The organism is Lysinibacillus sp. VIII_CA, from assembly GCF_049943995.1.
Taxonomy (GTDB): Bacteria; Bacillota; Bacilli; order Bacillales_A; family Planococcaceae; genus Lysinibacillus; species Lysinibacillus pinottii.
On record NZ_JBNFXM010000007.1, the window covers coordinates 108,223 to 127,319 of the forward strand.

The 19,097-nt window shown below is 38.3% G+C and carries 18 protein-coding genes; 13 read left to right on the forward strand and 5 right to left on the reverse strand.

What is annotated here, in order from left to right:
- Nucleotides 1-20 precede the first annotated feature (20 nt).
- Nucleotides 21-635, reverse strand: coding sequence for a spore coat protein (locus ACP3VS_RS11905; RefSeq protein ID WP_012292238.1), 615 nt, complete (start codon nt 633-635; stop codon nt 21-23).
- Between the two features lie 138 nt (nt 636-773).
- On the opposite strand from ACP3VS_RS11905, the gene ACP3VS_RS11910 reads away from it, so the two are divergent.
- From ACP3VS_RS11910 to ACP3VS_RS11970, 13 genes are all read left to right on the forward strand, one after another.
- Complete coding sequence (locus ACP3VS_RS11910; RefSeq protein ID WP_036160514.1) at nt 774-1,355, forward strand: LemA family protein; 582 nt, start codon at nt 774-776, stop codon at nt 1,353-1,355.
- Nucleotides 1,355-2,104, forward strand: a complete 750-nt coding sequence (locus tag ACP3VS_RS11915; protein ID WP_031417792.1) for a TPM domain-containing protein — start codon at nt 1,355-1,357, stop codon at nt 2,102-2,104. Before ACP3VS_RS11910 ends, ACP3VS_RS11915 begins: the two co-directional genes overlap by 1 nt.
- A 133-nt stretch (nt 2,105-2,237) precedes the next feature.
- Nucleotides 2,238-4,508 carry a S9 family peptidase gene (locus ACP3VS_RS11920; RefSeq protein ID WP_099806105.1) on the forward strand — a complete coding sequence of 757 codons (2,271 nt, stop codon included), beginning with the start codon at nt 2,238-2,240 and terminating at the stop codon, nt 4,506-4,508.
- 202 nt (nt 4,509-4,710) lie between these two features.
- Nucleotides 4,711-4,944, forward strand: a complete 234-nt coding sequence (locus ACP3VS_RS11925; RefSeq protein WP_012292241.1) for a glutaredoxin family protein — start codon at nt 4,711-4,713, stop codon at nt 4,942-4,944.
- Between the two features lie 256 nt (nt 4,945-5,200).
- Complete coding sequence (locus ACP3VS_RS11930) at nt 5,201-5,323, forward strand: hypothetical protein (protein WP_255250346.1); 123 nt, start codon at nt 5,201-5,203, stop codon at nt 5,321-5,323.
- 174 nt (nt 5,324-5,497) lie between these two features.
- A complete protein-coding gene (locus tag ACP3VS_RS11935; protein WP_031417789.1) occupies nt 5,498-6,547 on the forward strand; it encodes a sugar-binding transcriptional regulator in 1,050 nt (349 codons plus the stop codon).
- Between the two features lie 129 nt (nt 6,548-6,676).
- The gene (gene gap, locus ACP3VS_RS11940; RefSeq protein WP_031417788.1) at nt 6,677-7,693 is read left to right on the forward strand and encodes a type I glyceraldehyde-3-phosphate dehydrogenase; all 1,017 of its coding nucleotides are present in this window, start codon (nt 6,677-6,679) and stop codon (nt 7,691-7,693) included.
- Between the two features lie 548 nt (nt 7,694-8,241).
- Nucleotides 8,242-9,426, forward strand: a complete 1,185-nt coding sequence (locus tag ACP3VS_RS11945) for a phosphoglycerate kinase (RefSeq protein ID WP_012292245.1) — start codon at nt 8,242-8,244, stop codon at nt 9,424-9,426.
- A gap of 27 nt (nt 9,427-9,453) precedes the next feature.
- Complete coding sequence (tpiA, locus tag ACP3VS_RS11950) at nt 9,454-10,215, forward strand: triose-phosphate isomerase (RefSeq protein WP_012292246.1); 762 nt, start codon at nt 9,454-9,456, stop codon at nt 10,213-10,215.
- Nucleotides 10,208-11,749, forward strand: coding sequence for a 2,3-bisphosphoglycerate-independent phosphoglycerate mutase (gpmI, locus tag ACP3VS_RS11955; RefSeq protein WP_012292247.1), 1,542 nt, complete (start codon nt 10,208-10,210; stop codon nt 11,747-11,749). Before tpiA ends, gpmI begins: the two co-directional genes overlap by 8 nt.
- Before the next feature lie 2 nt (nt 11,750-11,751).
- Nucleotides 11,752-13,044, forward strand: coding sequence for a phosphopyruvate hydratase (gene eno, locus ACP3VS_RS11960; RefSeq protein WP_012292248.1), 1,293 nt, complete (start codon nt 11,752-11,754; stop codon nt 13,042-13,044).
- A 716-nt stretch (nt 13,045-13,760) separates the two neighbouring features.
- Nucleotides 13,761-14,297 carry a DUF6241 domain-containing protein gene (locus ACP3VS_RS11965; RefSeq protein ID WP_031417783.1) on the forward strand — a complete coding sequence of 179 codons (537 nt, stop codon included), beginning with the start codon at nt 13,761-13,763 and terminating at the stop codon, nt 14,295-14,297.
- Between the two features lie 117 nt (nt 14,298-14,414).
- Nucleotides 14,415-14,936 (forward strand): GNAT family N-acetyltransferase, encoded by a 522-nt coding sequence (locus ACP3VS_RS11970; RefSeq protein WP_200990640.1) that lies wholly within the window; start codon nt 14,415-14,417, stop codon nt 14,934-14,936.
- Nucleotides 14,937-15,000: 64 nt separating this feature from the next.
- Here ACP3VS_RS11970 and dltD read toward each other — a convergent pair whose 3' ends face one another.
- The 4 genes from dltD to dltA are packed head-to-tail and all read right to left on the reverse strand — an operon-like array spanning nt 15,001 to nt 19,090.
- Complete coding sequence (dltD, locus tag ACP3VS_RS11975) at nt 15,001-16,176, reverse strand: D-alanyl-lipoteichoic acid biosynthesis protein DltD (protein WP_031417781.1); 1,176 nt, start codon at nt 16,174-16,176, stop codon at nt 15,001-15,003.
- The gene (gene dltC, locus ACP3VS_RS11980; protein WP_332291257.1) at nt 16,173-16,406 is read right to left on the reverse strand and encodes a D-alanine--poly(phosphoribitol) ligase subunit 2; all 234 of its coding nucleotides are present in this window, start codon (nt 16,404-16,406) and stop codon (nt 16,173-16,175) included. The genes dltD and dltC overlap by 4 nt, the downstream gene beginning before the upstream one ends.
- 48 nt (nt 16,407-16,454) lie before the next feature.
- Nucleotides 16,455-17,618, reverse strand: coding sequence for a D-alanyl-lipoteichoic acid biosynthesis protein DltB (gene dltB, locus ACP3VS_RS11985; RefSeq protein ID WP_426388799.1), 1,164 nt, complete (start codon nt 17,616-17,618; stop codon nt 16,455-16,457).
- The gene (dltA, locus tag ACP3VS_RS11990; RefSeq protein ID WP_012292254.1) at nt 17,615-19,090 is read right to left on the reverse strand and encodes a D-alanine--poly(phosphoribitol) ligase subunit DltA; all 1,476 of its coding nucleotides are present in this window, start codon (nt 19,088-19,090) and stop codon (nt 17,615-17,617) included. The genes dltB and dltA overlap by 4 nt, the downstream gene beginning before the upstream one ends.
- Nucleotides 19,091-19,097 lie beyond the last annotated feature (7 nt).

Genomic DNA, 19,097 nt, shown 5'->3' on the forward strand with positions numbered 1-19,097 from the left:
TATAGACTGCCTTTTGATTTTTAATGAAGGGGATTAGAGGTTGTATCGAATGCATTAAGCATCGTTTGCATATCCTGTTGTGAGTATTGAGGCACTTGATAGTAGCCATGTTTATTTTGGTAAATAGATAATTCGTAGGCCATTTCAATGCAGTTGGGAATACTATCAGCAACAACACGGCGAACTACAGGGTTTGTCGTTTCTGTTGCGGCAGCCGTCATACACTTTGCTACACCCTTCTGAGCGCCTAGTAAGAAACCTGAAATGGCTTCATCATTAATTTCATTAGCATTTTGCATCGGTTTTTTTGGTTGCCCTGGAGTTAAACCGTATTTAAAATCATTTCCTGTTTCCATTTGGTAACGCCCCGTAGGAACAGATGGATCATGACCTGTTTTAAAGGACTCAACAATTGTATTATACATGCCCAATGAAAAATTATATTGACGATCCAAAATGCTGAGTAGTTCTTGATCCTTTACTTGTGGACGTAAAATGATAGCTTGGTTCATACCTGCTATAATTTCACCAATTGCTTCATGCATGTCCATCATTTCGTGGCCACCATGATTTAGGCTATGTTGTTGATTTAAATTTGTTTGATTGGATGATTCATTGTAAAACGATTGTGACAAAATAAACGCCTCCTCAATTAATTTTTGTTGCAGTATTTAGTATGTCAAGCCAAATGAATTTCATACGGTATAAATGCAAAGACAAAAATGTAGACTAACACTAACAAAAGGAAATGCAAGTCAAGGAGGTTTTTGAACATGAAGAAATGGTTTGGACCAATTGGGATGATTGTCCTCATGCTTATTGTGTTTGCCTTAGTGCTGATTCCAAAATATAACAGTTTAGTCGCAGCTGAGGAAAATGTAGACTCCAAATGGGCACAGGTTGAAAACCAACTCCAACGCCGCTATGATTTAATTCCCAATTTGGTTGAATCTGTGAAAGGGTATACGAATCACGAGCAGCAGGTCATTGCCGATATTACCAACGCACGAGCTCAAATGGGCAATGCTAATTCTCCTGCGCAGCAAGCTGTTGCGAATGATACCTTAACTGGTGCACTAAGTCGTTTACTGGTAGTTGTGGAGAACTATCCTAACTTAAAAGCAGATGCAAATTTTCGGCAGTTAATGGATGAGCTTGCAGGCACAGAGAATCGCTTGGCAGTAGCACGTGAGGATTACAATAATGAAGTACAACAATTTAATAAACATGTTAAACGATTTCCTGGAAATTTAATGGCAGGGATGTTTGGTTTTGAACAAAAAGAATACTTTAAAGCTACTGCGGGTGCCGAACAAGCGCCAGCTATTGATTTTAGTCAATCGGGTACACAGTGATGAAACGTTGTATACTACAGCTGATTATCATTTGTTCTGTGCTTCTTTTTTGCAGGGATATAACGGAAGCGGCAATGCCGTCGCCAATGAAAAATACGTATATTCATGATTTTGCTAATGTCTTATCTTTAGATGTAAAACAGAAATTAAACCATTATTCAGAGCAGTTGGATAAAGGAACGGGTGCTGAAATTATGGTTGTAACCGTTGATAGCCTTCATGGGCAGGAGGCGAAGATGTATGCGACAAAGCTGATACGCTCTTGGGGCATTGGGGACAAAGAGAAAAATAATGGTGCCCTGATTCTCGCTACATTTGGACAGGGTAAAGGACAAAATGATGTGGTAATAGCTGTTGGTCAAGGCTTGGAGGGAGCATTACCAGACGGTAAATTAGGGCGTATTTTAGATAATGCTTTTTACCCTCTCGCAAGTGAAGGTGATAATGATCAAGCCTTTCTAGCTACATATGCTGAGGTATTTCGTGCTGTAGCAGAAGAGTATAACTGGAATGGTGAATTACCAGCTGGCGCAAATGCAGATGAAGAAATACCCATTTGGCTCATGATTGTCATCATTATAGCGGTCATCATTTTTTCCTCATTCTTTTCGAAAGGTGGAGGTGGACCACGTGGGAGAGGCTATGGTGGTTACCCTGGCAGCTTTGGTGGGAGACGCTCAGGTGGTGGCAGTTTTGGAGGGTTTGGTGGCGGTTCTTCAGCAGGAGGCGGGGCAAGCCGAAAATTTTAATATACGTCACAACAGCGGGCTAATGGTTTAGTTCGCTTTAAATATGAAAATATTGACAAAAATACATAAAATGGTATAATTTATAATATATCGACTATCGATATAACGTAAACTGATATAGGGAGGAATCATTTTGAAAAAAAGATTTTTAACTGCATCATTAGCAATTATTTTAACAACTGCTACGGTTATTCCTGCAACATTGCAAGAAGTACGTGCTGCCAATGAAACAAATATCGTATTAGCACAAGAGCAACAACTTTCAGCGCAGGAATTTCTAGATTTAGCAGTAACAGCTTTAACATTCCAGCATGGCTCCGATTCAATGCGACAACAAATCAAGGATCAATGGGTAAAGGCTGGAGAGATTACAGACTTAAGCGCCACTATTAAACGTGATCAAGCAGCTCGGATTTTAGTTAGAGCTGCCAATAAAGAAGGAAAAGAAAAGACACTAGCGGAGTATTTAAAGAAAGCGAATAAGCTTGGTTTCTTTAAAGGAATATCATCAAGCACAGATTTTATTTCGAAACAAGAGGCTAGTAAACTTCTTAACAATGTTAAAAAGATAAAAAATGGTTCCAGTAATAAAGGAGTAAAAGAAATTTCCGTGGAGGATTTTGTGAAAAACCCAGGGAACTTTGGCTACGAACTTTCTCCTGATGGGAACTACATTACATTTGCCTCTGCATGGGAGAATCGCTCGAATGTATTTGTGAAAAAAATGAATGATAATAGTGAGCCAGTTCGTGTATCAAGCTCAAAAGATCGGAATATTGCAGGGTTTTTTTGGAAGGACGATTCTTTACTTTATTTGAAAGATAAAGGTGGAGATGAGAACTTCCATATTTACTCTACAACATTTAACGGTTCTGTGGAAAAAGATTTAACGCCATACCCTAATGTGACAGTAGGGATATTGGATAGCCTACAGGGTGTAAAAGACGAAATTCTAATCATGATGAACAAAGAGGATGCAACCGTTTTTGATGTGTACAAGCTAAATGTAAAGACGGGTAAAACAACTCACGTTGCCAAAAATCCTGGCAATATTACGAACTGGTTAGCAGATCGTAACGGCAATGTACGTGTAGCTGTAGCTACTGATGGAGTGAAAGGTGCTATCCTATATAGAGATTCAGAAAAGGATGAATTCAGACCATTTATTAAAATGGGGGCTGGGGATGAAGTAATGCCACTAGCCTTCTCGAAGGACAATAAGTTTATTTATGCAACATCCAATAAAGGTCGAGATAAAGTAGAAGTAGTGAAGTATGACCTACAAGGTAAAGAAGAAGTAATAATGTCCAATGATGAAGTTGATGTTTCAGGTGTATTATATAATGCTGAAAAAGATAAATTATTGTTTGGTGCGTATGCTACGGATAAAATCCATTATCAATTCTTTGATAAGGACTTTGAAAAGTTATTCCGTAAAATTCAAAACAAGCTTGGTGTTCATGAAAGCGAATTGGGTATAAATGATTACAATAAAGAGATGACAAAATTTATTGTGAGTGTTTCGAGTGACACAATCTATGGGAAATATTATTATTACGATTCGACAACAGATGAATTAAAAGAATTAGCGACATTGAGCCCTTGGTTAAAATCTGCAGATCTTGCAGAAATGCACCCTATTTCTTATAAGAGCCGTGATGGATTAACGATAAACGGCTATTTAACTTTGCCGAAAAATAAAAAGGCCGAAAATCTTCCTCTAATCGTAAACCCGCATGGTGGACCATGGGCGCGTGATATGTGGGGCTTCAATCCAGAAGTACAGCTATTAGCAAATCGTGGCTATGCAGTGCTACAAGTAAACTTCCGTTCCTCCACTGGCTATGGGAAGGAATTCCTTCAAGCCGGTAATAAGCAATGGGGCTTGAAAATTCAAGATGATATAACGGATGGCGTTCAATGGGCAATTGATCAAGGTATCGCTGATTCTAAACGTATTGGTATTTACGGTGCTTCCTTTGGTGGTTATGCTACGTTAGCTGGTATTACGTTTACACCAGATTTATATGCAGCAGCAGTTGATTATGTAGGTGTATCTAACATTTTCACACTCTTAGACACAATTCCACCGTACTGGGAAACGATGCGGGACTTGTTTTATGAGCGAGTAGGTCATCCAGAGAAAGATAAAGAATTACTAACAGCAGTTTCTCCGGTATTCCATGTTGATAAAATTAAAACACCTTTATTTGTTGCACAAGGTGCAAATGATCCACGTGTCAACAAAGCAGAATCCGACCAAATCGTAGAAGCTTTACGTGCTAGAGGTGTAGATGTAGAGTATATGCTTAAGGATAATGAGGGCCATGGCTTCGCGAACGAAGAAAATAGAATCGAATTTTATAATGCCATGGTGAAGTTCCTTGATCATCATTTAAAATAACATAATAGCAAAAAGGCATTGATGTGATTGTTATTCGCACTCAATGCCTTTAATTTTTATAATAAAGTTTTGAATGAATCCATGATATGATTTACAATCGTTGTGGCTATCAATGCCGTTGCCAGTTTCAGCGTTAAAGCTCAACCATGAAGAAAACGAAAGCAAAAATCTTCGTTTATAATAGAGACAGGAGGTGACATCCATGATTGTTCAATTTTTTAGTCGAGCTAATTGTCCATTATGTGTAGAGGGCCTACATACTTTAAAGCTTGTACAAGAAGATGTAGCGTTCGATATTGAAATAGTAAATATTGAAGAGGATGATCACATACACGAAAAATATATGTTCATGATACCTGTAGTAGAAAAAGATGGGACCGTCATTCAATATGGTAATCTGGACTATGCCACATTAATGGAACATCTGGGTAGTTAAATTGCATGCCTTTATAAAGATAGTAACGGCGAAAATTGCTTTATTATTAGTTGTCATTCATACAATTCACAAATTGTTCAATGAAAGCGGTTTGAATTTGAACAGTTTGTGAAGACCTTCACATTAGTCTTTTCTTTTATAAAAATCGGAGTAGAATAGGTATCAAGTAAGACATTGTTATAAAACAGATAATGAAAAGTATCACAATTTTTAGTGGTTGTTATATTACAAAAGCGATGTGAAGGGAGATTTTACAATGTGGGTTATTACAGTATTTGAAAAAAAAGACGTTCGTATTTTTGAATTTACAAATAAAAATGAGGCAACAAAAGCTTTAGAAGGATTCAAGAAAAACGCAATTTTATCTTTCACAAAATAAGCAAACCAAAGTCTCGTAGCTTTTTACAAAGCTGCGGGGCTTTTTTAAATCCAAAACTATACAATTACTTGCACTTTCCAACTATGCGTATTATAATAAAATCATAAGTGGGACGCAAAATAATATAGTGGGACTGAAAATATCCCGCATCTATTAACAAGGGAGTAGATAAATATGTTCACTATTCCAGAGGCGCAACAAAGGCTACTTCCTGAAATGTATCCGCTTCTGCAATCTAGATATCGTATTTTGCAAGCCGTTCAACTCATGCAACCTATCGGGCGTCGAACACTCGCAGATTCATTGAAAATGACAGAAAGAGAAATACGCAAAGAAACTGACATTTTACGTGAACAAGGGTTATTAGATTCGCAAAAGTCGGGTATGGTATGTACAGATGATGGCGAAGAAGTCATTGAAAAACTAAGAGCCATCGTTTATGAATGGTCTGGTCTAACCCAGCTTGCGAAATTACTTGAAAAACATTTTGGCATACAACATGTTGTTGTTGTCCCAGGTGATTATAGTGAAGACAATACAGTCCTAACCTTGCTTGGCAAGGAAGCTGCATTGCAATTTATGTCTACTGCTTTTGATGAACAAGTTGTAGCGGTTACTGGTGGAAAATCAGTTGCCTCCCTAGCTCAATTTTTACATCCGTTAGATGGACAAAAAGATATTACCTTTGTTGCTGCACGTGGAGGAATTGGTCATGAAATGCAAATGCAAGCCAATACGCTTGTTGCAACATTTGCCATGCAGATGGAGGAACAATATCGTACATTATTTTTGCCTGAGCATTTAAGTGAGCAAGCATACAAAGCTATGTTAACTGAACCTATGGTAACTGAGATGATGGCGTTTTATGATCGAGCAGATTGTGTAATCCATGGCATTGGATCGGCAGAGGAAATGGCGATTCGACGTAATTCATCCTCCGAGGATTTGCGAATTCTTGAGGAGAAGGGTGCGGTAAGTGAGGCATTTGGCTATTACTTTAATGCCGAAGGTGAAATCGTACATCGTATCCGCACGATTGGCATTCAGCTTGAACAGGTTAAAAATAGCCAGCAAGTTATTGCCGTGGCAGCTGGAAAACAAAAGGTCAATGCGATGCTTTCTTATTTTAAAGTAGCGCCAAAGCAAACTATTTTTATTACAGATGAAGCAGCTGCAAAAGCAATTGCTGCTAGTTTACCTTCTGACAACAGCCATTTTGAATGATGGGTGTGAGCATTACTATGTCACTCTATCTCAAAAAGTGTTGAAGCACTTTTTGAATGAGCATAAAAGCAATTCAATGTCTCTATTTCAAAAAGAGACAAACATTACACATTATTGGAGGAATTAACAATGGCATTAAAATTAGCGATTAATGGATTTGGACGTATTGGACGTTTAGTATTTCGTGAGGCAATGAAGCAAAGTGAATTTGAAGTAGTGGCTGTAAACGACTTAACAGACGCAGGTCAGCTTGCACACTTATTGAAATATGATTCAGTCCACGGTATCTATGATGCTGAAGTCAATGCAGATGAAGATTCTTTCGTTGTGAATGGACAACGTATAAAAGTATATGCTGAAAAAGATCCTTCACAATTACCATGGGGTGAATTAGGAGTAGACGTAGTTCTTGAATGTACTGGTCATTTCCGTTCATTGGAGGAAGTGGGTAAGCATATTGAAGCAGGAGCTAAAAAAGCAATTCTTTCTGCACCAGCAAAAGGAGCAATGCCTACATTTGTTATGGGTGTCAACCATACAGACTATAACCCAGCAACTGATGATGTTATTTCAAATGCTTCATGTACAACAAACTGTCTTGCGCCTGTTGCGAAAGTACTGGATGAGAAATTTGGTATTGAACGCGGGATGATGACAACCATTCACTCTTATACAAACGATCAACGAATCTTAGACTTCCCACACTCTGACCCACGTCGTGCACGTGCAGGAGCAGTATCTATGATTCCAACAACAACTGGAGCAGCGGTAGCCGTTTCTAAAGTATTACCACAATTAAAAGGTAAATTAGATGGCTTCTCTATGCGAGTACCAACACCTAACGTATCATGTGTTGACTTAGTTGTAGAATTAAAAGCAGATGTAACGAAAGAAGCCATTAATGCGGTATTAAAAGAAGCTTCTGAAAATGAATTAAAAGGCATTTTAGACTACAATGAACTACCATTAGTCTCTATTGATTATAACGGTAACCACCATTCTTCTACTGTTGATGGTCTTTCAACAATGGTATTAGAAAACAAAATGGTGAAGGTTCTAGCTTGGTACGATAACGAAATTGGTTACTCTACTCGCTTAATGGACTTAGCTTTATACATTGCTGAACAAGGGTTAAACAATAAATAAGTATCATATTTCGACATTTTGAGTAAAAAGTGTGACATAATACTGCTTTTTATGTACAAAAAGTATAGCCTTTATAATATCGAATAGATATAATATACAAGGGTATTGGGAGTAAGGGATAACCCTTACTCCTTTTTTGCTAAATTCAGCAGGAAACGCCCACCTCAATAGGTGAGGGTGATGAGCTGAATACACAAATGGCTCTCTTTCATTCAGTGCGTATCCAACCACTGACCGAATCAAGATGAAAACCCCAGCGGATATACAGATTTTGAAAAGGAGCTTAACAGTAAGCTCGAATAAATCTAGACGCTATGACACTGAGGCGTAATTGATACATGGTGATTGCAAGACATAGAAGGTAACTTTTGCTACTATAAAAACAAGTATTAGGGTTCATTATCCAAAGTTGGAGAATTATAATCACACTAGATAGTGACCCCGAAAAAGTACCAAAATGACTTTTCAATTTATGAAGCATGGTGTGGAGCCAAGATGGGTAAAACACAAGGGTGTAAGACTAAAACAACTTTGAAGGGGGTTTCTTCATGTTAAATAAGAAGACAATGAAAGATATTGATGTAAAGGGTAAACGCGTTTTTGTACGTGTTGATTTTAATGTTCCAATGGCGGATGGTGTTATTACAGATGAAACACGTATTCGAGCAGCTATTCCAACAGTTGAATATTTAGTAGAGCAAGGTGCAAAAGTCATTTTAGCTTCTCATTTAGGCCGTCCAAAGGGTGAAGTAAAAGAGGACATGCGCCTAACAGCAGTTGGCATTCGCTTAGCGGAATTAATGAGCAAACCGGTGACGAAGCTAGATGAATCCATTGGACAAGCAGTTGAAAAAGCTGTTGCGAACATGCAAGATGGAGACATTTTACTACTTGAAAACGTTCGTTTCCATGCGGGTGAAGAAAAAAATGATCCAGCGTTAGCGCAGCAGTTTGCACAGCTAGCTGACATCTATGTCAATGATGCTTTCGGTGCAGCTCACCGTGCTCATGCTTCTACAGAAGGAATCGCCAAGCATATTCCTGCGGTATCAGGTTTCCTCATGCAAACGGAATTAGATGTACTAGGTAAAGCGCTGTCGAATCCTGAACATCCGTTTACAGCAATTATCGGTGGAGCCAAAGTTAAAGATAAAATCGGTGTGATTGAAAGTTTATTAGAAAAAGTAGACCACTTAATTATTGGTGGGGGATTATCATTCACGTTCATTAAGGCACAAGGCTACGATATTGGGAAATCTTTATTAGAAGAAGATAAAATCGAGCTAGCAAAATCATTTATTGAAAAGGCGAAAGCAAAAGGCGTGCAATTACATATGCCAATTGATGCGGTAGTGGCTAATGAATTTTCACAAGATGCGGAAACAAAGGTTGTGGATGTAGACGCTATACCAGCTGATTGGATGGGGCTAGATATTGGGCCTAAAACAGCTGCTCACTATGCAGAGGTCATTAACAATTCTAAATTAATCATTTGGAACGGACCGATGGGTGTTTTTGAAATGGATAAATTTGCGAATGGGACTAAAACAGTGGCTGATGCTATGGCAACTACATCCGGTTATACAGTAATCGGTGGCGGTGACTCTGCAGCGGCAGTTGAAAAGTTTAAAGTAGCTGATAAAATGGATCACATTTCTACAGGTGGCGGTGCATCACTAGAGCTAATGGAAGGTAAAGAGCTTCCAGGGATTGTTGCACTAAACGATAAATAAGCCAAATAAAAAATCGGAGGCAAGACGATGCGTAAACCAATTATTGCAGGTAACTGGAAAATGTTTAAAACATTTGAAGAAGCTATACAATTTGTAGATGCCGTACAGGATAAACTTCCTTCTAATGAGAAAGTAGACGCCGTAATTTGTGCACCAGCACTTTACCTGCCTACACTGGTGCAAGTTGCTAGTGAATCAGAGCTAGCTATTGGTGCTCAAACGATGCACTATGAGAATGAAGGTGCCTTTACTGGTGAAATTAGTCCTGCACAGCTAGCAAGTGTGGATGTGGATTATGTTATATTAGGTCACTCAGAACGTCGCGAATATTACAATGAAACTGATGAGGCTATTAATAAAAAAGTAGCAGCAGCACTTGCACATAATATTGTACCGATTATTTGCTGTGGTGAAACGCTAGAGGAACGAGAAGCGGGAACGACAGAGCAAAAGGTTGCGGGCCAAATTAAAGCGGCACTTGCTGGATTTGAAGCGCAGCAAGTAGAGCATATGGTCATTGCCTATGAACCAATTTGGGCAATCGGTACAGGTAAAACGGCTACAGCAGATGATGCCAATCAAGTTTGCGGAGCGATTCGTTCGGTCGTTGAGGAATTATTTGATGCTGCAACGGCCAATGCAGTTCGCATTCAATATGGTGGCAGCGTTAAACCAGACAACGTTCATGAGCTTTTATCAAAAGAGCATATTGATGGAGCCTTAGTAGGTGGAGCAAGCTTACAACCAGAATCTTATTTAACATTATTGGAGGCGGCAGCAAATGCCTAAAAAGCCAGTAGCTTTAATTATTTTAGATGGCTTTGCATTTCGTGATGAAACATTCGGAAATGCAGTAGCACAGGCTAAAAAGCCAAATTTTGATCGATATTGGAGCCAATTCCCACACGCTACATTAACAGCATCTGGAGAAGCCGTTGGGCTACCAGAAGGACAAATGGGTAATTCCGAGGTGGGTCACTTAAACATTGGTGCTGGTCGTATTGTTTATCAAAGCTTAACACGCTTAAATAAATCGATACGTGAAGGAGACTTCTTTACAAATCAAGCATTTTTAGATGCGGTGGCACATGTGAAAGCTCATAATTCTAAACTGCATATTATGGGGCTGTTATCAGATGGTGGTGTTCATAGTCATTATGAGCACATGTTTGCTCTATTAAAGCTTGCAAAGCAGCAAGATTTAAATGATGTTTTCGTTCATGGCTTCTTAGATGGTCGAGATGTTGGACCTACAACAGCTTTAGACTATATTGAAGAAACAGAAAAACAAATGTCTGAAATTGGAATAGGTCAATTCGCATCTATTCATGGTCGTTACTATGCAATGGACCGTGATAAGCGATGGGATCGTGTCGCTCTTACGTATAATGTACTGGTAGATGGCGTAGGTCAAACAGCCGAAAGTGCAAAAAGCGGTGTAGCAGCATCCTATGAGCGTGAAGTGACAGATGAATTTGTCATTCCATTCAGCATTCAAGAGCATGGAGAGCCGGTGGCAACGATTGGTGATAACGATGCGGTCATTTTCTTTAACTTCCGTCCTGACCGAGCTATCCAATTATCAAAAGTATTCACAAATGAAGACTTTGATGGTTTTGCCATATCTGCCAAGCATCCAAAAAACTTAAAATTTGTGTCCTTTACTCATTATAGTGATGAAGTCAATGCACAGATTGCTTATGAAAATGACAACTTGAAAAATACGATCGGTGAAGTGTTAGCGATGAATGGTAAAACACAACTCCGCATTGCCGAAACCGAAAAATACCCACATGTCACTTTCTTTATGAGTGGTGGACGTGAGGAAAAATTCTTAGGTGAAGAACGTATTCTAATCGCATCTCCAAAGGTTGCCACATACGATTTAAAACCTGAAATGTCTGCTTATGAGGTGACAGAAGCCTTACTTGCAGAAATTGAGGCTGAAAAATTTGATGGTATTATTCTTAACTTTGCCAACCCTGATATGGTAGGTCATAGTGGAATGCTTGAACCAACAATTAAAGCCATTGAAGCAGTAGATGAATGCTTAGGGAAAGTAGTAGATGCACTCCTTGCAAAAGGTGGAGCAGCTATTATTACAGCTGACCATGGTAACTCTGATGAAGTGGTAACACTAGCAGGGCAGCCTATGACAGCTCATACAACAAATCCTGTTCCAGTGATTGTGACAAAACCAAATGTTGTTTTACGAAATGGTGGTATTTTAGCCGATTTGGCACCAACCATGTTAGAATTATTACAGGTGTCACAACCTACTGAAATGACAGGTCAATCATTAATTGAAAAAGAGGAGAATTAATTATGCCATTTATTACACAAGTTTATGCTCGCGAAGTTTTAGATTCACGTGGGAACCCAACAGTAGAGGTTGAAGTATTTACAGAGTCAGGCGCTTTCGGACGCTCAATCGTACCATCAGGTGCATCAACAGGTGAATACGAAGCTGTAGAATTACGCGATGGTGACAAATCTCGTTACCTAGGCAAAGGTGTATTAAAAGCAGTTGAAAATGTTAACACAATTATTGCGCAAGAATTAGAAGGTAACTATTCAGTTCTTGACCAAGTTGTTATTGACAAAGCTTTAATAGAGCTAGATGGCACAGAAAATAAAGGTAAGCTAGGTGCTAATGCAATTCTAGGTGTATCCATGGCAGTTGCCCATGCTGCGGCAGATTATTTAGATGTACCTCTTTATCAATATCTTGGTGGATTTAATTCTAAACAATTACCAGTACCAATGATGAACATTTTAAATGGTGGAGCACACGCAGATAACAATGTTGATATTCAAGAATTCATGGTTATGCCTGTTGGTGCAGAATCTTTCCGCCATGCACTACGTATTGGTGCTGAAATTTTCCACAACTTAAAGGCAGTCCTTAAAGATAAAGGCTATAACACAGCAGTAGGTGACGAAGGTGGTTTCGCACCAAACCTTGGTTCTAATGAAGAAGCGATTACAGTTATTTTAGAAGCTATTGAAAAAGCAGGCTACAAACCAGGTGAAGAAGTGAAGCTTGCAATGGATGTAGCTTCATCAGAGCTTTTCAATAAAGAAGATGGTAAATATCACTTAGATGGTGAAGGTGTTGTCAAAACTTCAGAAGAGATGGTTGATTGGTACGAAGAGTTAACAAACAAATACCCAATCATTTCAATTGAAGACGGCTTAGATGAAAATGACTGGGCTGGACACAAGCTATTAACTGAACGTATTGGTAGTCGTGTTCAATTAGTAGGGGATGACCTATTTGTTACAAATACAAAAAAATTAGCTGCAGGCATTGAGCAAGGTGTAGGAAATTCAATCCTTATCAAAGTGAACCAAATCGGTACATTAACAGAAACATTTGAAGCGATCGAAATGGCGAAACGTGCAGGCTACACAGCAGTTATCTCTCACCGCTCTGGTGAATCAGAGGATGCAACAATTGCTGATATCGCTGTAGCAACAAATGCAGGTCAAATTAAAACGGGTGCTCCATCTCGTACAGACCGCGTAGCTAAATACAACCAACTTCTTCGCATCGAAGATCAGCTTGGTTCAACTGCTGAATATCTTGGTTTAAAATCATTCTATAACTTAAAATAAGCATTTGTTTTAAGTTATACACAGCCTTTTTATACATTTTGAACTTTGTACATTTAGGTGAAACAACTGTATGGCTACAACCTCTGATTTATAAGTGTGATAAACACTTATAGATTGGAGGTTTTTTTAGTTGCTTAACAAAGATTTATTAAAAGAATTTACATTTGAATTACAGCTTTAAAATGAAGCAATCAGAACAACATATTTGAACGAGTTTCAGGAGGTGAAGACATTTCTAAAAAATATATCACTTGGTAAAAACCATTAACACTATAATTCAATTGTTGAGGTCGTTTTCCACGTATTTGGTGGCAGAAGAATATGTCACATTAATAGAAGTATACGATTTTAACACATAGTTAACCGCGGAAGCAAAGTCATGGGTCGCTTTGTTTGCAGATATAGCCATTAGATGTTCAGAATTAATAAATTTAGAAGTGGATTAGATGCAAGAGACAACAAGAGTACCTGCCAACTTTGAGGTTATGTTTAGTCATAAAATTGAGTATATGGAAATTTCTCTAGTAAGGGAGTCCTTGAGTTTTTCCAAGTTTTTCGGAAAAATACGACAAAACAAATGATGGACGTGGTCGATTTTGACAACATAGAATAGCGGACGTTAAATAGTATCCATTGAACGCTATTTCAATATTTTGTTATTATTAAACTAATTACATAAAATAAACCAATTATAATAATAAGTGAGGTTTAATAAGATGCAGAGAAAAACCAAATCGGCTATTGTCATTATTGCAGTATTGGTCATTTTTGGAGGGATTTTTGGTTACTTCAAATTCACGGAACCAATGGAGAAACCTACGCCAGTAAAAGAAAAAGCAATTGTTGAAAATGCTGGAGTAACGCTTGATGATAAAAGAGTTACAAAAGAAGAATTACTTTATCCTGACAACTTAATAGAGCACAAAATGAACGAGGCTATCCATAGCATGTCTCACCAAAAGGTTGAAGCTAAAACAAAATGGGGTCATACGCAAATAACACAGGCTAAAGTTGACCGATTGTTGGAAATTTCCAAAGAAAGCAATTATAAATTTAGAGAGCTTTACATTGAAATATTGGAAAGATGGTCAAAAGGTGATTTTTCTCATGCTGTAGAAGATCATAACGCAATTTGGGAGATGCAAGGAGGTGACGAGTCAGGAAATTCAGGGAAAGCTATTCGTTTGTTGACTCCTGCTGAAGAGCAAGCTTATATTGAAAACAATTTAACCTATGACCTATATGATAAATAGCGCCCAATAATGAGCACCATTTTTTATGTATACGCCATTTTAGATTTGTTATCATAAAAGTAATGACTAAAATCCTCCAATCTTAAGATAAAAAAATAATCAGAGGAGGTTTTCTATATGAAAATTCTTGAGACCGAACGACTTATCCTGCGCTTACAAACAACGGAAGATGCGCTATTTATTCTTGAGCTAGTGAATGATCCCTCGTGGATACAATTTATTGGTGACCGCGGTGTGAAGACCGTAGAGGAGGCAGCTAGTTATATAGAAAATGGGGCAATACGTATGTATGAGCAATTTGGATTCTGCTTATATGTAGTTGAAATAAAAGAAGATCAAACCCCGATTGGGATATGCGGTTTTGTCAAAAGAGAAACGTTAGAAGATGTAGATATTGGTTTCGCGTTTCTCCCTGATTATTGGGGAAAAGGATACGCCTATGAAGCAGCGTCTGCTGTATTAGCCTATGGTTTAGTTACACTAGGATTTAATCGAATTGTGGCTATTACTACCCAAGAAAATTATGCGTCAGCTAAATTACTCGAAAGAATAGGCTTACAGTTTGAAAGAGTCATCCAATTTTCCAATGACTCTGAAGAACTTAGACTTTTCTCATTAAATGGTGAAAAAAGCAAATGAAACAAAAAAGGTCAGTCTGTAGTGAATGAACACTTCAGACTGACTTTCCATTAGCTACTATAGATTATTGCTGTGCCCAATATTTATCCATATGCTGGTCTAAATAAACCCAGCCCTTCCAGCCAATATGAATCGTATCCATAATAAAATAAGGATCATACTCATGGTCTGTAAAATCAACATAGTCGACATCGGCATCCTTTAATAGTTGTGCCATCTTCTCATAATATTGTTGGCGTCGTTCCTTAGGATAGCCATTATAATCATACCAATAACCGTTAACGGGAATAGAGATAAATAATGGCTTAGCACCAGCATCCTTTAACACATCCATAACTAACTGAAAATCCTTATACTCAGGAGACTCCGTATAATCTTCATGCTTTCTCATGTCCTTAAACTTTGAAAAATTAGCGTTCACCAGTCGTTTAAAAGCTCGATTTTCAATCATATATTCATTGGAGACTCGTTTCTCCCCATAGGCTTCAGCATGCTGTATTTGCTGTTCAAAGCTTTGGTCTGTAACAAGCTTATCATTATTTTTTAAAGGATGCCCCTTCCGAGGAAATAGCGAATAGTAGAGGTCCTTTTTCTCTAGTAATTCCTTATGAAAGCGACCGGCTACCATAGCCATACGTCCAGTAACTGGATGTTTTTTGCCATTAGACATTTGATATTGATACATCGTTTTTAAGAGACGATCTCGCTCAACGGTATCAAATTCTAACAATCGTTCCATAGCCTGTTTACGAAGATCAGCATCCATGTCATCATTAAACGCTAAGTCATAGGCATGTAACATAGAGTAATTCGGTGAAAAATGGAATTCACCCATGCCTTTTTCCGTAAACCATTGCGGTGAAATAATAAAGACTAATTTTTTGCCCGCTAAATTTTTCTCTTGCGCAGCAAAATTTAAGAAATGCGTAATGGACTGCATCCCCCCACGACCAATCATAAATGTCGAATACGGAGCGTCTGTTGCTCGCGCATAATTATAAGGATGAAACGGGTCAAACCGATTTAATTCAGAGGAACCGTATAAAGGCATGGAAGTAGGTTCCTGTAACATTCGCTCCTGTAAATACGTACCTTGAAAGACGAGTGGGGACATGTTTGTTTTGGCTTGCTCCACATCATCTTCTGATATCCAGGCTTTAATCCATGAGTTTGGAAAAAAGACAAAGCCAGTAAACAGGGCAAAGGCAATAAATAGTGATAGAAAGCCTTTTTTTATCATTGTCTTTCAGCTAATTTCCCTGTAATACGATTCGGCGTATTCCATTCTTCTCGATTAAAATCAGTGATAGGTACAGAAATATTAAAGCGATTCTCAATTTCCACTAATAAATTAATCGTACCAAAAGAATCGAGAAGACCTTCCTCGAATAGATCGATATCTGGGTTTTCTACAATAATTTCATCTTCACATAACTCCACTAGCATTTCTAAAACTTGTTGTTTATCCATTAATAATTCTCCTTTATTGAACAGGCTTTATTTGTAGAAAGCCTTTGGTTAAAATAATTTTCCTGAAAAAATATAGAAGCCAAAACATACGGCATTGAAAGTGATAAATACACCGATGGCATGGGTCCATTTATTTTTGGGCCAAAGCTTATGCTTTTTATTCCAGCGTTCGAATTTATCAAAGCTAATAATTAATAAAGCATGATAGAGACCATAAACGACAAAATGCCATTCAAGACCATGCCAAATGCCCATTAAAAAGAACAGTAAAAAGAATCCTATATATGAAATGGTGAATTTATTTTTCAACCATTTTTTCTTCGTCATCCAAAGTACAAAGCGCATATAGACATAATCTCTAAACCAGAAGGAAAGACTCATATGCCAACGATTCCAAAAGTCTTTAATATTGCGACTGGCAAATGGACGGTTAAAGTTAATAGGTGTTTGAATGCCCATTATTCGGCTCACACCCACTGCAAATGCACTATAGCCTGCAAAATCAAAGAATAAGTAAAAGCTATACATATACATATACGCCAGTTGTCCCTGGAAAGGTGTCAAATAGTTATACGTATGATTTGGCAAATAAATAAGTGTGTAGTTGTAGATTAAGTATGCCAAAATAAATTTATATAAAAAGCCTACAAAGATATAGTTAATGCCACTTAATAACAGCTTTTGATAGTCTTCCGAAGTGGGAACCGAATGAAAATCCTTTGTAAAACGGCGCCAACGATCGATAGGACCGGATGAAACTGTAGGAAAGAACAGTAAAAAATAGGCCAATTCTGCGATAGAGATTTTTTCCTTCATTAAGCCATCGCGTGTTTCTAAAATCATTTGCACAGCTTTAAACGTAATGTAGGACACACCTAGAAAGCCGAATAAATGATGCAGTCCAAGGATAGGCAAAACCTTCACTAGTACAAGCGGCAAAATCGACAGGAGCACGGCCATGACAAAAACGGGTCCATTATTTTGTCGTAGCCTATAGCGTTGATAGGCTGTAACCAGGATTATTTGAAAGACTGTAAACAAAATTAACGAAATTGATCCGTTCAATGAGTGTCCGAAGATAAGGGCTAAAACAATCAACGAAACAAATAAATTATAATGCTTCGCAGACTTACCACGTAAACCTAATAGGATGGTAGGTAGCAATAATAGTCCAATAATGAGAAAGAATGCTATATTTCCATAAGGCGTCATACTGTTTCCATAACCGCCAATCCTTTACGATCAACTTTACCATTTGCGTTTAGCGGTAAAGCGTCCATATATTTAAAAGTTCTAGGAATCATATAGGCTGGTAAATATTCCGATAATAGAGCCTTCAATTGCTTAGTCATTTTGAAAGCAGAATCTGCTAATGGTTCACGCAAAACGATATGAGCATTAAGAGAAACAATTTCCTTATCCTTATAAACAGGAACCACTACGCAGCTTGAAACAGGTGGTAGGTTACTAATTTGTTTCTCAATCTCCTCGATTTCTAAGCGATAACCATGTAGTTTTACTTGGAAATCCTTGCGACCTAAAAAGAACAAATAACCATCCTGCTCATAGCCCATATCTCCAGTTTGATAGATGCGATGACCATCTACAGTCGGAAAGGCTTTAGCTGTTAGCTCGGGTGCTCCTAAATAACCTGCACTAACCGTTGACCCCGAAATGACAATTTCTCCATCATCTAATAAAGACACGTTCGGCTCAGAAATGGGTGCAATCGGTAATTGCTCAAATTGTTCTAATAATGCTTTGGTTACCTTTACATAGGATACAGCGACAGTCGTTTCTGTAGGCCCATATAAATTATAGATAGTAGCCTGTGGAAACCGTTGCATAAGCTCTTTAATGACGGCTATTGGTAAAACTTCACCACAGAATAAAAAGGTATCTAATGCAGGCATGAGCTGTTGCTCCCATTCCTTGTTCATTAAGCACATTTTGGCAAAGGAAGGGGTAGACGTCCAAACACGCGTATTGGACAAAGCTAATGAGTCAAATAATGCTCGCGGGTTGGCGATTTCTTGTTGTGTAATTGCGTAAAGCGTGTGTCCTCCTACAAGAGCTGGGTACAAATCCATTACGGATAAGTCAAAGGAATAGGGTGCTTGATTTAAAAATACACCTGATTTCTGTAAGGGAAAATGCTCCTGCATCCAAGTAACAAAATGGGCTAGATTATTGGCAGTTATTTGGACACCTTTTGGCTGCCCAGTTGAGCCAGAAGTGTAAATAATATAATGAATGTCCTCCTGCTGCACCCAGTCTCTTGTTGCTGGACTGTTTGGGAGGGAGGGTGAGTCTAACACGTCGCTCACTGCAACTACAGGTATGTTTGTGAGCATCTGTAATGGCTCTGTCGTGAATAGTAAACCAGCCTTCGATGCCTCTAAAATTAACTGTAATCTTTCAGAGGGTGTAGACGAGTCAACTGGTACGTATGGATGGCCTGCTTTTACAGCACCCAAAAAGGCAACAATCTGTAAAGGGGACATATGTCCATAAACGACAATTGGTTGCTGTCTCTGCAAATGATGGGTCATGATATAATCGGCTATACAATCCGAAAAATGCCAAAGCTCACCATATGTTAAGGAAGCATTATGGGTTTGATAAGCAGTTTTTTGTGGCTGTTGGATGGCCACACGTTCAATAGCTGCTAAAATACTTAACATCAGTAAA

Bases quoted from the DNA above. Each gene is read 5' to 3' on its own strand.
- ACP3VS_RS11910 (WP_036160514.1), top strand. From the start codon at position 774: ATGAAGAAATGGTTTGGACCAATTGGGATGATTGTCCTCATGCTTATT.
- ACP3VS_RS11915 (WP_031417792.1), top strand. From the start codon at position 1,355: ATGAAACGTTGTATACTACAGCTGATTATCATTTGTTCTGTGCTTCTT.
- ACP3VS_RS11925 (WP_012292241.1), top strand. From the start codon at position 4,711: ATGATTGTTCAATTTTTTAGTCGAGCTAATTGTCCATTATGTGTAGAG.
- ACP3VS_RS11930 (WP_255250346.1), top strand. From the start codon at position 5,201: ATGTGGGTTATTACAGTATTTGAAAAAAAAGACGTTCGTATTTTTGAA.
- ACP3VS_RS11935 (WP_031417789.1), top strand. From the start codon at position 5,498: ATGTTCACTATTCCAGAGGCGCAACAAAGGCTACTTCCTGAAATGTAT.
- gap (WP_031417788.1), top strand. From the start codon at position 6,677: ATGGCATTAAAATTAGCGATTAATGGATTTGGACGTATTGGACGTTTA.
- ACP3VS_RS11945 (WP_012292245.1), top strand. From the start codon at position 8,242: ATGTTAAATAAGAAGACAATGAAAGATATTGATGTAAAGGGTAAACGC.
- tpiA (WP_012292246.1), top strand. From the start codon at position 9,454: ATGCGTAAACCAATTATTGCAGGTAACTGGAAAATGTTTAAAACATTT.
- gpmI (WP_012292247.1), top strand. From the start codon at position 10,208: ATGCCTAAAAAGCCAGTAGCTTTAATTATTTTAGATGGCTTTGCATTT.
- eno (WP_012292248.1), top strand. From the start codon at position 11,752: ATGCCATTTATTACACAAGTTTATGCTCGCGAAGTTTTAGATTCACGT.
- ACP3VS_RS11965 (WP_031417783.1), top strand. From the start codon at position 13,761: ATGCAGAGAAAAACCAAATCGGCTATTGTCATTATTGCAGTATTGGTC.
- ACP3VS_RS11970 (WP_200990640.1), top strand. From the start codon at position 14,415: ATGAAAATTCTTGAGACCGAACGACTTATCCTGCGCTTACAAACAACG.
- dltD (WP_031417781.1), bottom strand. From the start codon at position 16,176: ATGATAAAAAAAGGCTTTCTATCACTATTTATTGCCTTTGCCCTGTTT.
- dltC (WP_332291257.1), bottom strand. From the start codon at position 16,406: ATGGATAAACAACAAGTTTTAGAAATGCTAGTGGAGTTATGTGAAGAT.
- dltB (WP_426388799.1), bottom strand. From the start codon at position 17,618: ATGACGCCTTATGGAAATATAGCATTCTTTCTCATTATTGGACTATTA.
- dltA (WP_012292254.1), bottom strand. From the start codon at position 19,090: ATGTTAAGTATTTTAGCAGCTATTGAACGTGTGGCCATCCAACAGCCA.